Annotated in this window: 13 protein-coding genes and 1 pseudogene; 10 read left to right on the top strand and 4 right to left on the bottom strand. The window is 66.3% G+C overall.

The genetic code is table 11. The features are described 5' to 3' along the window. Positions 1 to 382 precede the first annotated feature (382 nt). The 6 genes and pseudogenes from AC07FK_RS32605 to AC07FK_RS32580 all read left to right on the top strand — a co-directional run bounded on the left by AC07FK_RS32605 (position 383) and on the right by AC07FK_RS32580 (position 5,113). A complete protein-coding gene (locus AC07FK_RS32605; protein WP_479108526.1) occupies positions 383 to 592 on the top strand; it encodes a hypothetical protein in 210 nt (69 codons plus the stop codon). Between the two features lie 249 nt (positions 593 to 841). After that, a complete protein-coding gene (locus AC07FK_RS32600) occupies positions 842 to 1,135 on the top strand; it encodes a hypothetical protein (RefSeq protein ID WP_479108525.1) in 294 nt (97 codons plus the stop codon). Between the two features lie 51 nt (positions 1,136 to 1,186). Beyond that, positions 1,187 to 1,315 (top strand): hypothetical protein, encoded by a 129-nt coding sequence (locus tag AC07FK_RS32595; protein WP_479108524.1) that lies wholly within the window; start codon positions 1,187 to 1,189, stop codon positions 1,313 to 1,315. A gap of 694 nt (positions 1,316 to 2,009) precedes the next feature. Then, positions 2,010 to 3,569, top strand: coding sequence for an alpha/beta hydrolase (locus tag AC07FK_RS32590; protein WP_479108523.1), 1,560 nt, complete (start codon positions 2,010 to 2,012; stop codon positions 3,567 to 3,569). Positions 3,570 to 3,836: 267 nt separating this feature from the next. Further along, positions 3,837 to 4,823 (top strand): annotated as a pseudogene (locus AC07FK_RS32585) (transposase). A 26-nt stretch (positions 4,824 to 4,849) separates the two neighbouring features. Next, positions 4,850 to 5,113 carry a hypothetical protein gene (locus AC07FK_RS32580; protein WP_479108522.1) on the top strand — a complete coding sequence of 88 codons (264 nt, stop codon included), beginning with the start codon at positions 4,850 to 4,852 and terminating at the stop codon, positions 5,111 to 5,113. A 383-nt stretch (positions 5,114 to 5,496) separates the two neighbouring features. Here the strand turns inward: AC07FK_RS32580 and AC07FK_RS32575 are convergent, their stop codons facing one another. Next, positions 5,497 to 6,198, bottom strand: coding sequence for an excalibur calcium-binding domain-containing protein (locus AC07FK_RS32575; RefSeq protein ID WP_479108521.1), 702 nt, complete (start codon positions 6,196 to 6,198; stop codon positions 5,497 to 5,499). 751 nt (positions 6,199 to 6,949) lie between these two features. Here AC07FK_RS32575 and AC07FK_RS32570 point away from each other — a divergent pair. After that, a complete protein-coding gene (locus AC07FK_RS32570; protein WP_479108520.1) occupies positions 6,950 to 8,032 on the top strand; it encodes a TerC family protein in 1,083 nt (360 codons plus the stop codon). Positions 8,033 to 8,840: 808 nt separating this feature from the next. Here AC07FK_RS32570 and AC07FK_RS32565 read toward each other — a convergent pair. Continuing rightward, positions 8,841 to 8,969 (bottom strand): hypothetical protein, encoded by a 129-nt coding sequence (locus tag AC07FK_RS32565; RefSeq protein ID WP_479108519.1) that lies wholly within the window; start codon positions 8,967 to 8,969, stop codon positions 8,841 to 8,843. Positions 8,970 to 10,203: 1,234 nt separating this feature from the next. On the opposite strand from AC07FK_RS32565, the gene AC07FK_RS32560 reads away from it, so the two are divergent. Beyond that, a complete protein-coding gene (locus AC07FK_RS32560; protein WP_479108518.1) occupies positions 10,204 to 10,641 on the top strand; it encodes an NfeD family protein in 438 nt (145 codons plus the stop codon). A 4-nt stretch (positions 10,642 to 10,645) separates the two neighbouring features. Further along, the gene (locus AC07FK_RS32555; RefSeq protein WP_479108517.1) at positions 10,646 to 11,662 is read left to right on the top strand and encodes an SPFH domain-containing protein; all 1,017 of its coding nucleotides are present in this window, start codon (positions 10,646 to 10,648) and stop codon (positions 11,660 to 11,662) included. A 355-nt stretch (positions 11,663 to 12,017) separates the two neighbouring features. Here the strand turns inward: AC07FK_RS32555 and AC07FK_RS32550 are convergent, their stop codons facing one another. After that, complete coding sequence (locus AC07FK_RS32550) at positions 12,018 to 12,581, bottom strand: hypothetical protein (protein WP_479108516.1); 564 nt, start codon at positions 12,579 to 12,581, stop codon at positions 12,018 to 12,020. Between the two features lie 131 nt (positions 12,582 to 12,712). Next, a complete protein-coding gene (locus AC07FK_RS32545; protein WP_479108515.1) occupies positions 12,713 to 13,051 on the bottom strand; it encodes a hypothetical protein in 339 nt (112 codons plus the stop codon). A 143-nt stretch (positions 13,052 to 13,194) separates the two neighbouring features. Here AC07FK_RS32545 and AC07FK_RS32540 point away from each other — a divergent pair, with 143 nt between their 5' ends. Further along, entirely contained in the window at positions 13,195 to 13,560 is a 366-nt protein-coding gene (locus AC07FK_RS32540) for a hypothetical protein (protein WP_479108514.1), read from the top strand. Positions 13,561 to 14,474: the final 914 nt, after the last annotated feature.

Here is a 14,474-nt window from a genome sequence, read left to right as displayed (position 1 = left end):
TCGTCGATGTGGAGATGCGCCGCCAGCCCGGTGGCCTCGTCCCGGCTGCTGTAGCCGCCCTCGCTCTCAGCGGTGCGGACTTCCAGCCCCTGTGGCGGGTTCACCAGGAGATCCGCGAGGAACCTCACTCCTCCTGGAAGAAGCCCCGGCCGCCCCGCCTGCCTCACGAACTTCCCGAGGGGTCCGCGGGGCTCGCCCTGCGGGAGGTCGAACGGCATGTGACGGAGCGGCCGCACCGGATCGTCGCCGCGCTGGGAGGTCACGGTGGGACCGGGGGAGTGGTACGGGTTGTCTTGCCCGGCTGTAGGTGGCCCCACGCCGCGTGCGTGATGCCCCCTCGCCGGGGGTGTGATGGGCTCGACCCTGGATAGAGGGGCGGACTATGGACGACTTCACCGTGGTGACCAAGCAGCACCCCGACCACAGCGTGATCGCTGTCACCGGGGCCATAGACCTCACAACATGTCCCGAGATCGAGCAGGCCGCAGCCACCATGCCGCTGGGCGGCGAGACGCTGCATGGGCACCAACCGGCGCGGCTGCTGGAGCTGACAGAGACCTACGAACTGCTCACGGCCGGCGCCGATACGTGATGCGCCCTCCACTGCTGAGCATCTCTTCGAGCTGTGGCTCGTCCAGTCGCAGGACCGTGAACTGAGAAACCAGGGCTCCTCACGGCTGACACAAGCACCACGCAACCAGGCGCCGGCTTTCCGCCCTGCACGCCGTTGGCCGGTTGGGTTCAGCGACGCGGCGAAAAATAGCCTGGTGGCGTGCGTGATTATTGAATATCGGGGCAGGCGAGTCTGGTGCCGTGCGCCTCGCCCAGTCTCGTGTCGCGGGTGCGTCATGCCCTGAGTCAGGCGGGTTTTCATCTGGTCGGCGAGGCGGCGGGCGACAGCAGGCCGGGGCTTCGGGTCACGGAGGGGCCGGCCGGGGTGCTGATCACGTGGACTGCTTCGGACGGGTTCGCTTCGCTGGCCGATGATCAGTCCGAAGCATCGGCCGGCAGGATGAAGGCCGTCGTGCAGGCCGCGGTCGCGGGCTTGCTGGTACAGCTCGGGCACACCGTCACGGAACCATCCGACGCCGCTGATCTGCTTGTGCTTGCCCAGGACTCTGCGGCTGGCGAGTAGCAGGCGGCGAACCCGGCCGGTGGCGCCTGGACCAGCCCCGAGGGGTACACATTGCGCACTCCGTGCGGCCTCACCGTCGTGACGTGTGCCTGCGGCCTCGCCACCGAGGCTCTGCCGAGCGACGATGCGCGGCTCGTCTACGAGGAACACCGCAACGCGATCCGCGACGAGATGAGATGAGCAGCGGGCCCCGGCGCTGCCAGCGTGCCATGTCATCGCAGCGCACGAACGACCCGTCCGAAGCCGGAACGCATCCTTAGCTTGTTCTTTGAGGCCGCTCGCCGGAAAGCTCGTGTGCAGCTGAGCGGCGCCTGGAGTCGGCGCTGTCGCTTGTCCCATTCGGAGGACCTGAGCCAAGCTGTGGAAGCAGCACGCCGAGGCGCCACAGCTCAGTCTGCGCACGAGCCCGCTCGGCAGGGCTCTCGCGGACGAGAGGGTAGAGGTTCCCGAAGCACTCCTGCCAGCGGTCGGGTCCGGCATAGCCTTGCGCGCCCGCTTCGCCCGCTCCGAGGCAGGCTAGGCATGGAAGATCGCGCGTGAAAAAGATCACGACAACCGGCCGGAACACCCCGCTTCCATCGGGCATCTTATCGAAGACGCCGGCGGAATCGAATCGGACACTGCAACGACGCGCCCAAACTTCTTGAAACTTGAAATACTTCAGGTCATGCAAACTAAACTGAATTGATCTCAGAAGTCCACTCGAAGTAGATGGCGTTGAGCCGGTTACGGTTGTGCGACTCAAGCACTATCTGTCCCAACTCCCCCTCCCCCCACGGTGGGAGAAACCCTGCCTTGTGGAGGGATTCGCTCAACGTCCGCGCACGAAAAGGTGGGTGCGTCCAGTACCCAACCACCTAAGGGCTCAACCCACGTGCGAAACAGTCGAATAGCCCTCTTCCTGGCGGTCGGCGCCGTCACCACGCTGACCCCAGCCACGGCATCCGCCGCGGAGAATCCCCTTCGCCCGTACCTCCAGCAGAAGCCGGCCTGGCACCGCTGCGACACGACGATGCCTGCCGCCTTCCAGTGCGCCACGATCAAGGTGCCGCTCGACTACAGCAGCCCGGGCGGCAAGAAGCTCGACCTCGCGATATCGAGGACGAAGACGAGCACCAAGAAAGAGCGGCGCGGTGTGCTTCTGCTCAACCCGGGTGGCCCGGGCGGGCCGGGCGTCGACATGCCGCAGTACCTGGCAGGCGAGTTGCCGAAGGCCGTGAAGGCCAAGTACGACCTCATCGGCTTCGACCCGCGAGGCATCGGCCAGAGCTCCCCCGTCGGCTGCGGCCTGAAGTCCAAGGAGCGGAACTGGGAACGGCCGTACAAGGCCGAGACGTTCACCAAGGACGTGAAGTGGGCCCGGACCGTCGCTGAGAAGTGCGACGCCAAGCAGGGTGACAAGTTGCGCCACATCACCACCCGCAACACCGCCCGGGACATGGACGTGATCCGTGTCGTGCTCGGCGAGAAGAAGATCTCCTACCTCGGGTACTCGTACGGCACCTACCTCGGCGCCGTCTACACGCAGATGTTCCCGAAGCGCTCCGACCGCTTCGTGCTGGACAGCGCCGTCGATCCGGCCCGGGTATGGCGCGGCATGATCCAGGTCTGGGCGGAGGGTACCGAGCCCGCCTTCACCAGGTGGACCGAGTGGACCGCCGTGCGGCATGCCACATACAAGCTGGGCAAGACCCCGCAAGCGGTCCGCAAGACCTTCTACGACCTGGTCGCCCAGGCCGACCGCGAGCCGATCGACCTCGGCGGCACGCTTCTGACCGGTGACGACATCCGCTCCGGCAGCCGGGGCACGTTCTTCAGCGTGCGCGACGCCGCCGAGTTGGTCGCCGAGTTGAAGAAGGCCGCCACAGGAGCACCCGCCGGCCGGGAGCTCAGGACGCCCGCGCCCCTTCCGCCGTCGTTCGGCCGGACCGTGCCCCCGGACAACGGCGACGCCGGCTTCTGGTCCGTCGTCTGCGCCGACACCCGCAACTGGCCGCGCGATCCGGAGCAGTACCGCAAGGACGCGATCCGGGACAAGGCCAAGTACCCGTTGTACGGCGACTTCGCCTCCCACATCAAGCCGTGCGCCTTCTGGAAGAAGGGCAGCGAGCCCGCCACCACGATCGACAACAAGGTCAACGCGCTGATCCTGCAGAACGAGTGGGATTCCCAGACACCGCTGACCAGCGGTCAGGGCCTGCGCCGTGTCATGAAGGGGTCGAAGATGGTGACGGTCTCCGGAGGTGTCGGACACGGCATCTACGGCACCAAGTCGTGCGCCGACAAGACGGCCACCGCCTACCTGACCACCGGGAAGCTGCCGTCGAAGGACGTCACCTGCCAGGCCGCTCCGGCCGCAGACGAACGCAGCGACCCCAACCCGCTGCCGCTCCCGACGCCTCGGGGCATCCCGGGGATGGTCAGCCGCTTCTAGACCCCACGAGTCCCCTGTGAGGCCCTCCGCCTGCGGAGGGTGCTTGCCGGAGCCGGGGCGCGTCCAAAAGCCTGCGAGATCGTTGTGCACCGCGACGCGAGCGCGAACCGTCCCCCACGGAGCCGTGTCACCGCGGGGCCCTGGCCACTGTGCCCGGCGAGGGCCCCACCACGCACGCCTCGCATCGGGTCCAAGGCGGCTACTACTGAGGTTTTCGGGTTGTCGTCGGGTTGTGACGGTTCATGATCCCTGCGGTATGCCGGTGAGGTGAGGTATTCGGAGGGTGGGGGCCTGACCGCTGAGCGTCGGGCGTTTCGTGAGGGGATCCGGCTTCAGGCTGGACAACGGTTCGCGGCGGGTGAGAAGACCGCGGTGATCGCGAAGGACCTGCGAGTGAGCGTGCGGTCGGTGGAACGCTGGCGCCGTGCCTGGCGCGAGGGCGGCATGGAGGGCCTGCGTTCCGCGGGTCCGGCGAACTCACCGATCATCACCGACGCCCAGTTCGCCGTGCTGGAGGAGAACTCGGCAAAGGCCCGGTGACGCACGGATTCGAAGACGAACGCTGGACCCTGGTCCGGGTTCAGACGGTGATCCGCCGTCGGCTGCGGCGTGACGAGCACGCGGTGGAGCTGTGGAAGAAGGAGGTATGGCCCCGGGTAAAAGGCTCGCGGCGGCATGCGGGGGCTGGATCGTCTTCGAGGACGAAGCCGGCTTCTCGATGACGCCGCCGGTCGCCCGCACCTGGGGCCGACGCGGGCACCCCCCGTCATCCGCGTGCGCGGCAGGTCCGGCCGCCGGACCTCGGTCGCCGCGCTGTGCTGCTACAAGCCCGGCGAGAAGAGCCGTCTCATTTACCGGCCCCGCACGCACCTCCTGCTCAAGGGCGCACGCAAGAGCTTCTCCTGGCAGGACTACCGCGACCTCCTGGTGCGGGCACACATCCAGCTCGACGGCCCGATCGTGGTGGTCTGGGACAACCTCAACACTCACCTGGCCGCAGGTCTGAAGCAGTACGAGGCCGAGCACGACTGGCTCACCACCGTCCGGCTTCCGCCGTATGCACCCGACCTGAATCCCGTCGAGGCCGTCTGGTCACTCGTGCGCCGATCGATGGCCAACACCGCTTTCACCACACCCGACGACCTCGACCGCAAGCTTCGCCGCGAGTTACGCAGAATCCAGCTCCGGCCCCGCCTGATCGACGGCTGCCTCACCGCCACAAGCCTGGCCATCAACCCGCCGACCCCACCCTGAAAACCTCAGTAACTGCCGGGGAACAGGTGTGCGTCGTATTGGGCTGGGAGCCGCACGGGGCCCATCGCGTACAGGACGACGCTGTAGACGCGGCGCTGGCGCAGACCGTCAGGGTGTGGCAGCGATGGGCTGCCCTCGTCGTGGACGCGGTGCCTCAGCCGGAACTGGTGCGCCGCTCCGCCATCACGCTGAAGCTGCTGGGCTACATGGACAACGGCGCCATCGTCGCAGCACCCACCTCCACACCGCCCGAGTGCGTCGGAGGAGCACGCAACTGGGACTACCGCTAGGTGTGGATCCGCGACGCCGCCTACACGGTCTTCGCGCTACGCCGCATCGGGCTGCCGAAGGAAGCCGGGCGCTTCCTCGACTGGGCCCTGACCACGGCAAAGTGGCAGGACCAGCCCCGGGTCCTGTACGACGTCGACGGCCGCGCACCCGTGCGTGAGACGATCGACGACGAACTGAAGGGCTACCGCAACTCCACGCCGGTTCGCTGGGGGGAACGCCGCTGCCGAGCAGATACAGCACGACATCTACGGAGAGATCCTCGACTGTGCTTTCCAGTGGTCCGCCTTGAGGCGCTACCAGTACCGAGCCGACCGGGCCGAGAAAGCGGCAGCCCTGGCGGTGCATACCGGGAACTTGGTGGTCGCCACTGGCGTCTCGTATTTTAGTTGAACTCGCAACCAATGCCGTCACCGTCGCGGTCGAGATTGTGAGGGTCGGAGGGGCCAACCCAGACAGGTCCGGAAAGGTCTGCGCAGTCGACGTCTGGCTCGCCTGCGGGGGGTCCGGGCGGGTAGGTGCTCTCGGGATCGTCCGGTGGCGCCGGTGGTTCCACGAGGCGTATGGCGGCGTCAACTATGATCCCGCTCCTGACCGTGTAGGTGCCCTCGTAGGTCTCCTGGGTTCCATCTGGCCGCAGTACATCGATCGTCACGGTTACAGTCCCGCCGCTGACATCAACTATGTGAACGGTGTCGCGTTCAACATCGGCAAACCCTGCCGCGAAGGACGAGTAGGAGGGGTCGCCAAGGTTCTTGCCTCCGAGATCCCACGCCCGTCGATAGTCACGCGCGTTGATGGCATCGAAGTACGCCTCGACGGTGGAGGCTGCGTCGCTGGGGGCAGACGTCTTCGGCGTGGTCGGGGCTGAGGGCGGAGGTGAAGTAGAAGTGGACTTGGGCGGTGTCGGGGTGGGGGTTGACTCAGGGGTGACGGTCCGGGTATCGGTCTGAGTCTCCGTCCGGGTGACCGTCGGAGCGACCCTCTGCGACGTGTCGTCGCCGTCGGAACCACAACTGCTGAGCCCCGCCACAGCAACGACCGCCGCCAGCAGTAAGGCGGAGCCTGAGGAGCGAACGCGGAGCATAAACACTTCCTCACGAGGTTTCCCCGATTCACTCCAGTGTGCGCCGACGGTTTGGGACGCGCCCGTGGACCGCGTGTGCCCGAGGCGGTCGACAGCCTGCGTCCGTGCAGCGGTAACCGGGTGGCCAAGATCTCCCAGTCCCCCGGAGCGACCTTCGCGGCCTGGCACACGACTTCTGTCTTGTAGCCGTTGTCAGCCCAGGCTGTGGTGATGGTGGGGTAGCGCTCGCGGACTCTGGCGAGGAGTTTGGGGCCGGCGGCGGAGTCAAGGACGCGTCGGCGGTTACAGCGACGCCAGCAGGAGGGCCGAGCATGTCGGATGACGATGTACCGCTTGCGTCTGATGACTATCTTCTCCAGGCGCAAAGAGAGGACCGCCGCCGGATCTCAGCTGCGACGAGCTACCCGCGTGTAGTGGGCCGTAACCACACGCGCAGCGAGGCCCTTAAGGCCACCGGTGTTCCCGGTCCATCACATGCACCCGGATTCACCGTCCGGGCGCCGGAGCGGATCGTTGCCGTGGGAGCACCCGCGTGCGGCAGCCCTTGAGGGCGGGGGCGCCGTGGGAGCCAGCACTCGCGGGCGTCCCGGACCACGGGAAGGCCTCGTGTCCGCTCTCCCTGGGGAGGAAGCCCAGGCGCATTTTCCTGGGTCCGTCCTCGACTCCACAATCACCCAGACCGGAACGACAATGGCCGCCGCATGCTTCAGACTCGTAAGGAGACGCCGGGATCTTTGGAGAGGTCGGACCCGTGCATGACGTGCCGCTGTGGCTTTGGATGGCATTCGCCGTCACTGTGCTGGTGTCATTGGCAGTCGATCTGCTGGCGCACCGCCAGGCACACGTCATCCATTTCGGCGAGGCCGCCGCCTGGAGCGGGGCATGGGTAGGACTGGCAGTCATCTTCGGTGTCGTGGTTTTCCTCGTCGTCGGCACGACCGCAGGGGTGGAGTACACCACCGCGTGGCTGCTGGAGAAGAGCCTGTCAGTCGACAACCTCTTCGTGTTCGCGCTGATCTTCGGCTACTTCAAGGTTCCACGCGCTTACCAGCACCGCGTGCTGTTCTTTGGTGTTCTAGGCGCCCTCGTCTTCCGCGGCATCTTCCTCGCCGCCGGTGTGGCGGTGGTCAGCCGCTTCACCGCCGTCCTGTTCGGCTTCGCAGCCATCCTCTTCTACAGCACATACAAGATCTTCAAAGAGGAAGATGACAGCTTCGACCCTGGCAAGAGCATCGCCGTAAAGCTGCTGCGCAAGATCATCCCGGTTCGGGACGACTACGCGGGAGCACGGTTCTTCATCAGGGAAGCCGGGAAGCGCGTTGCCACCCCGCTGCTCGCCGTCGTCGCGGCGATCGAGGCCGCCGACCTCGTCTTCGCCGTCGACAGCGTGCCCGCCGTTCTTGCCGTCAGCAGCGACGCCTTTATCGTCTACACCAGCAACGCCTTCGCCATCCTGGGCCTCCGTGCCCTGTACTTCATGCTCGCTGGCCTACTTGACCGCTTCCACTACCTCAGCAAGGGCCTGGCACTCATCCTCGCCTTCATCGGCGTGAAACTCATCCTCCAGGCATCGCACAAAACAATCAGCACCGCCGTACCCGAAATTCCCTCTCCGATCAGCCTCGCGGTCATCGTCAGTGTGCTGGCCATTTCCGTCGGACTCAGCCTGGCGCGCCCGGCGCCGTCCAGTGACACCGATGAACGACTGCTGACGGACGCCGACCCCTCCCCGGGCGCCGACCCCTCGCCAGGCTCTGATCATGACGGGCAAAGTACCCCCGCTGCCGACCGGGACCCGCCAAAGGATCCGCGTGCTGGACCACCTGATGTCTGATACCCGGGCCGCGCGGTTCCGAGCGCCGACGTCCGGTTCACACCCATATCCCCACTACAACACCTCCAAATTTTGTCAAAATAACGTAAAATAGATACATGAATCGCGAGAAGCGGAGCGGAACCACATCGACGTCTGCGTACGCCTGTGCCTCGTGCAAGCAGCCGGTGGACGCCGTTGTGGAAAGACACAAGACCATGGGGGTCTTCGTTCCCGTGTGGAACGCCGGCCCCTGCCACAACCCACAGTGCGAGGAGTACGTACCAGACCAGGTGCCCATCAGGTCCGTGCGCGGTGCCACTTGGCGGCAACTGGCGGGCTGGAAGCGCGATTGAACGGTGCTCGCTTTCTCGGCCTGCTGACGGGCCTGAGTCCGCGGGAGCTCAAGGCGTGAGGGCGGGGCGGATGCGCGTGCGGGGACGTAGTCGACCGAGGCGCCGGGAACGACGATGGTGTCGACGTCGCGAGCGTTGCCCCGTAGGAGGAGAGCCGGAACGGTTCCGACGGGCTGGCCGCCGTCGTCACGGACCGGTTGGCAACGCGCAACTCCTAACACGGCGGCCCGTAGTCAAGGTGCGGCAGGGCGAACACCTGGCAGGCGATGGAGAGATCGCAGGCGGTGACGCCGTCGAGTGCGAGCACCGCGATTATGTGCCTGTCGACACAATGTAGCCGGCGTTCCAAGCGGTCGAGCCTGATCAGGCCGTTCCCGGCCTTCCGCGATGGGGTGTCTTGAGCGGGGCTAAACGAATAGGAGGCGCAATCGGTGGGCCCGGTGACACCTCCACATCCCTGCTGGGAACGGGATCTACTCCTTGCCGACCCGGGCCAGAGCTGCCACGGCTATCGCTCCGGCCGCCAGTCCTCCGATCATCCAGGGCAGGCTGGGCTGCTGGTCGCTCCTGCAGTACCCGACGTAACTGAAGGCCACGGTCATGACGAGCACCGTCACCCCCCAGTAACTGCCTCTTGAGCATGTGCCTTCCTTCCCGGCTATATGAACCCCGGCTGAGGAGAGGACAGTGTCGTGCCTTGCCATGTCGCAGTCGACCCCGCGCGGTTCGGGGTCGCGGCGTTGTTTGAACCACGCGCCCACAAGCCGGCCCCCGGGGGACGTCCTGGCGACTCGTAGGGGCCGGTACATTGAGCGAACCCGGCAGGACACGTCGGCGGCCAAGGCGGTGGTTTCAGTGACGGTCATGAAGATCGAGCGATCGGATCACTGTTCCCAGCGCCGCAACCGGCAAGACCTCGGTTCAAGTATGAGTCTTACGTCGCTCCGCAGGCGATCATTCCCAGCTGGCCTGTAGGGCGTACCTGTGGCGTAGGGGCCGTCTCGGCGGACGCGGCGAAGGGCTGGCCGGCTGGCGAAACGCCGTCTGCCGATCGCGCCCAGGGGAGCGTCGACGCCATCCCGGTGTCTTCAGCGCCGCCCCCTTCAGCCGACCGCGCTGAAGACAGTCGAGTCGGGCCGGCGACCGCTCCCCCTGCGTCGATAGGCGGACCCGTTGATCACCTTGTGATAGCACGGCCACCACACGTCCTGTGTTCTTCGACAAGTGCCTCAAGAGGCCCACCCCCGATCCAACCGAATACTTCGCCCCACGTTGGCCGGAACGGCACCAGCGCGGCTCCGTCACGCGATCCGTCGGACACGCCGTGATGCCAGAAGTCAACGCCTACAGACGCCACGGACTGCTCGGCGGAGTCATGCCGGGCTGTCTTTGCCCGTCGCGACGGTGAGCGCTCAGGGGGTAGGGCTCGGTGCCGGGGTGGTGGCGTCGGAAGGCGTCGCGCTGCGGTCCACGCCGCCCCACGGATAGGTGGGATCGTCATCGCTCGACGGGCTCCAAGGCGTCTCCGCAGGAGGCGCGAAGGGTACCTTCCGCTCCTGCATCAGGAACATCGGAGCTGGGGAGACCGCGCATGACCGGCGGAGCAAGAAAGATCACAAACGCCTAGGAATCCGCGACGAGTGCAGCGCGGCGAGCCAGGCCGTGGGCTGAAGGGGTGCAAGGCCACCCGCCGCGAACGACCCCAAGCAGGCCTGTCGTATCGGATTAGATTCCGCTGGACGTAGGTAAAGTAATAGCAAAAGGAACCGTAGCTGCCTTCATCGCGGAAGGGCGCACCCCACGGCCCTCCCCCGCACTGGCAACAAGGGGCGCGTCATGGATCTATGGCTGATCTGGTTGATCATCGCAGCCATTCTGGCTGTGGCAGAGATATTCACACTGACTGCTGCGCTGGGAATGCTGAGCGCGGCCGCTGTGGTCACATCCGGACTCGCCGCGATCGGGCTGCCACTGCCCTTTCAATTTTTGGCGTACGCCGTCGTCGCCACGAGCGCCGTGCTGTTTCTTCGCCCGATTGCACTGCGCCACGTTCTCCAGCCCCAGCCTCAGGCAGCACGATTTGGCATCGACGCGCTCGTCGGCAAGGCGGCCTTCGTCGTCTCGGAAGTGACGGCCGTGGGCGGGAGGGTACGTATCGACGGCGAGGAGTGGACGGCCCGCAGCTATGACGAGACGCTGGTGATCGCACCTGGCGCGACCGTCGACGTTTTGAAGATCAGCGGCACAACCGCGTTCGTCTACCCCCGGGACTGAAGCCATGGACGTCTCTGCGTTTCTCATCGCTGGCCTGCTGGTCGCACTTCTCGCGATCTTCACTGTGGTACGGGCGGTGCGTATCGTTCCTCAAGCACGTGCCCGTAACGTCGAGCGGCTCGGCCGCTACCATCGAACGCTCAACCCGGGCCTCAATCTCGTCATTCCGTACATCGACCGCGTACACCCCGTGATCGACCTGCGAGAACAGGTCGTCTCCTTCAAACCGCAACCGGTTATCACCGAGGACAACCTCGTCGTCGAGATCGATACCGTCCTGTACTTCCAAGTCACCGACCCGCGAGCGGCCTTCTACGAGATCGCCAATTTTCTCCAGGCCGTCGAGCAGCTGACCGTTACCACCCTGCGCAATGTCGTGGGCTCCATGGACCTGGAAAAGACTCTCACCTCGCGTGACACCATCAACAGCCAGCTCCGCGGGGTTCTGGACGAGGCCACAGGAAAGTGGGGGCTACGAGTCAACCGCGTGGAGATCAAGGCCATCGATCCCCCTCAGTCCATCAAGGATGCGATGCAAAAGCAGATGCGAGCGGAACGGGACAAGCGGGCCGCGATTCTCGGCGCCGAGGGACAGCGCCAGTCACAGATTCTCACCGCAGAAGGAGACAAGCAGGCCGCCGTCCTTCGTGCGGAAGGCAACCGAACGGCCGCGATCCTCCAAGCCGAGGGTCAGTCCCGGGCCATCGACGAGGTGTTCCAGGCGGTACACCGCAACGACCCCGATCCCAAGCTCCTCGCGTACCAGTACCTCCAGGCGCTTCCCCAGCTGGCGCAAGGCCAGGGCAACAATTTCTGGGTGATCCCTAGCGAGATCACGTCCGCACTGCAAGGCGTATCGCGGGCCTTCACGGAAGTTCTGCCCCAGTCGCCAGCCACTCGAGAGAAGCCGTCGGTCGATGACATGGCCGCCCAAGCCGCCAACGACACGGCTCAGGCGGCAGAAGCTGCCGCCGAGGCCCTAGCCGACGCCGCCAAGGCCGACAGCGCCGTTCGCCAATGACTCGGCTCAGGCGGCAGAAGCCGCCTCCGAGGCCCTGGCCGACGCCGCCAAGGCCGACAGCGCCGTCTCCACCGGGTCCCTGCCCTCCCGCCCCCTGAACGGTGCCCGCTCCGTCTTCCAGCCGGTGGGAAACGCCTTCCCCGGGCAGCGCCCTCGAAGGAACGCCGCACCGGCGTACCTGAGCAATGCGGCTGGCGCACGCCGGTACCCCGGACCCACACGCCCGTGTCCCCGACCCGTTGTGGCCCGGCACCCTGACCTGCTCCGTCCGTGATCACCAGACGTCAGTCTGCACTGGGAGACCACTCCCAAGCCGTCAGATACGAGCCGGGATTACCACCGTCCGGCTGGTGTATCAACTCGATGTCGTCGCCGACGGCCTCGTATCCGGCCGTGGAGCCCGCACCGCGCGGACCCGGAGGCGGTCACCGGGAAGAAGGACGACCAGGGCCAGTGGGAAGGAGAGACGACGGTAGTGGCGGGAGGGTCTGACCAGGTTCTCCACTTCGAGGGCCTCGGCCTGGGGGGTGACGAGGAGCTCCACGGCACGCACGAGTTCGTCACCGTCGTCCTCGGGCACCCTGCCGGTGTGCACACGGGATTCGGCTTCGGTGACGACCGCCATGGTGCGGCCGGCGAGGATCTCCGCCCGGGCCAGCGGGTCGGCCGAGTCGAAGCCCAGCAGTCCGCCACTGAGGTGGTCGCAAACGGCCCAGCCCGCCGTCCCCGTGCCCTCGCCAGAGCCGCGCAGTGAGTAGAACAGTTCCTCCGCGCAGTTCCCGTCGTTCCTGCGGTGGACGAGCAGGACGAATCCTAGGTCGCCCTCGGTCCAGACGTCCGCGACGACCGGACCGGTGCCGTGGGCCGCGCCGGCGGTCGCCGCCTTGGAGCCGAGGGCCTCTCGGGCGATCCTGGCCATCGGTAGCCTTATCGGCTTGCCTTCCAGCACTCTCCGTTCCCCACCGCCGGGCAGAGCGCGGTCCCCCGGCGAAAGACGGGGTGGTGCGCTCCTGTGGGACACGCCGCCCCTTCAGCACCAGGCCAGGCAGGTTACCTAGCCATGCAGTTGTCCGTCATGCTCGCTAGGTATCCCGTCCAGACGAAGACCGCGGCCATTACACCCGACCAGATGCGGGTACCGGGCTTGACCTGGATGTTGTAGTAGACCGCCCACGGGATCTTCAGCGGGGTGTACCAGCTCTTCTTGCTCGGGGGCTTGACCATCTTGTTGCTCCACCCCGGCTTGAAGCCCCAGGTCTCGGCCTGGCTGGCCTTGCTCGCCACGTAGCGGTTGGCGAAGCCGGTCACCTGCACATTGACGTAGCAGCCCATGTACCGGGAGCCGTTCTTGGCCACGCCACCACCACGCCGACGGGTGACGACCCGCATGCCGTAGCCGTTCCTGATACGACGCGCTCCAGCGCGTGCAGCGTGTCGATGGCAGTGCCCTTCCGGCGGAAGGTAACGCATGGCCGTAACGTCCCAGGTACATGACACTATCGCGCCACGCTGCCGTGCTAATCCTGAGCGCAGTGCTGCTCTCCGGATGCTCGTCCTCGTCTGACGAGGGGTCCTCCGCCCCCACCTTGCCCGCCCGCACCATCAAGAAGAGCGAGTGGCAGGAAGGGCCGCCTAAGCCCGCGCAGCACAAGCCATATCCGTATGACATCAATACGCACTGCGGGATCAAGTGGATTAATTTCGGCGGTCGGCGGTGGGTACTCGACTCCGTGTTCCCCAACATCGAGCAGGTCAAGGGGGAGCCAGCCTCGCCGCACAGCCAGAGGCTCGCCGGTTACATGACGCTGATCGGTCCGGACACTGCAAACTTCGACGCTGCGGGGATGCCCACGATGCAGTTTATGTCGACCGGGTACGACCCGCCTGGCTGCGCCTAGGCTGACAGCCATAAGCGCAGGCGTCATGGTTCAGTCGTCTGACCGCCGATGAACCGCGAGCAGTGCCTGTCGACGTCGACTGACCTCGGACGGCCCGGAGACGGTCAAGGAAGGCCATGGGCGGCTGGACGACTGCGCAGCGGCCACCCTCCGAGCCACCCTGGCCCTTCAGGCCGAAGTGGTGGCCGGGCCGCCACACCGCCGCCCCTTGAGTACCGGGGACGCCCGGTTCTCGCTCTGTGCCCTGATCTGCGGTTGGTGGGCCGGCGTCCTCAAGCACCGGAACACCGTGCCGAAGCACCCCTGGGGCCGGCCGCCAACCACTGCGGCCAACCCCCCCGGGGGGTCTGTTCTGTTCCACTCCACTCATCGCCTATGTGCCCATAAAAGCGGCCCCTGACTCGGCAGAACAGGCCCGCCCGTGACTCGGAGCCCGCCCACGCCGTTGAGACCGCGACGCCTGTGTGCATGTCCGTCCCCCACGGACCCGCGCTGTGAGGGTCCTGCCACCCCTCGCCCTCCCCCCTCATATCCCAGCAGCGCGCGTGCTTCCCACGCCCCCCAGTCTCGGGCTCACAGAGGAGCACCATGAAGGTGTGACTGCCTCGGACGATCAAACCCAGGGGCGCGGGGCGCGACAAAGCCGCTCGGGACAGTGTTGGAACTGGCCGTCGGCAAGGCCCTGTGCGGTCCGGCCTCACCCGGCACACAGGCGAAAGCTCAAGCACGAGCCCCCGGTCTCGACGGTGCCCCGGACGCACAGCAGCGCCGTGCGGCCGGGACCAGAGAGCGCGGCCGCACGGCGCGGGGGTGTCACCGCTTTGTATCGCCCTCCCCCGTTGTTACTGCACCGACCAACAAGTTGTTTCCACGGAGGTGGTTGCCCTCCAATTTCCCCCCCCATCTCTTCCCGG

Source organism: Streptomyces sp. NPDC046122, from assembly GCF_056429965.1.
Note: the sequence above shows the minus strand (reverse complement) of the source record. Positions and strands in the feature narration are given on the sequence as shown.

What these genes read in the sequence shown, in the direction of transcription:
- AC07FK_RS32605 (WP_479108526.1), top strand. Translation starts at nt 383, where the DNA reads ATGGACGACTTCACCGTGGTGACCAAGCAGCACCCCGACCACAGCGTG.
- AC07FK_RS32550 (WP_479108516.1), bottom strand. Translation starts at nt 12,581, where the DNA reads ATGGCCAGGATCGCCCGAGAGGCCCTCGGCTCCAAGGCGGCGACCGCC.
- AC07FK_RS32555 (WP_479108517.1), top strand. Translation starts at nt 10,646, where the DNA reads ATGGACGTCTCTGCGTTTCTCATCGCTGGCCTGCTGGTCGCACTTCTC.
- AC07FK_RS32560 (WP_479108518.1), top strand. Translation starts at nt 10,204, where the DNA reads ATGGATCTATGGCTGATCTGGTTGATCATCGCAGCCATTCTGGCTGTG.
- AC07FK_RS32545 (WP_479108515.1), bottom strand. Translation starts at nt 13,051, where the DNA reads ATGCGGGTCGTCACCCGTCGGCGTGGTGGTGGCGTGGCCAAGAACGGC.
- AC07FK_RS32575 (WP_479108521.1), bottom strand. Translation starts at nt 6,198, where the DNA reads ATGCTCCGCGTTCGCTCCTCAGGCTCCGCCTTACTGCTGGCGGCGGTC.
- AC07FK_RS32565 (WP_479108519.1), bottom strand. Translation starts at nt 8,969, where the DNA reads ATGACCGTGGCCTTCAGTTACGTCGGGTACTGCAGGAGCGACCAGCAG.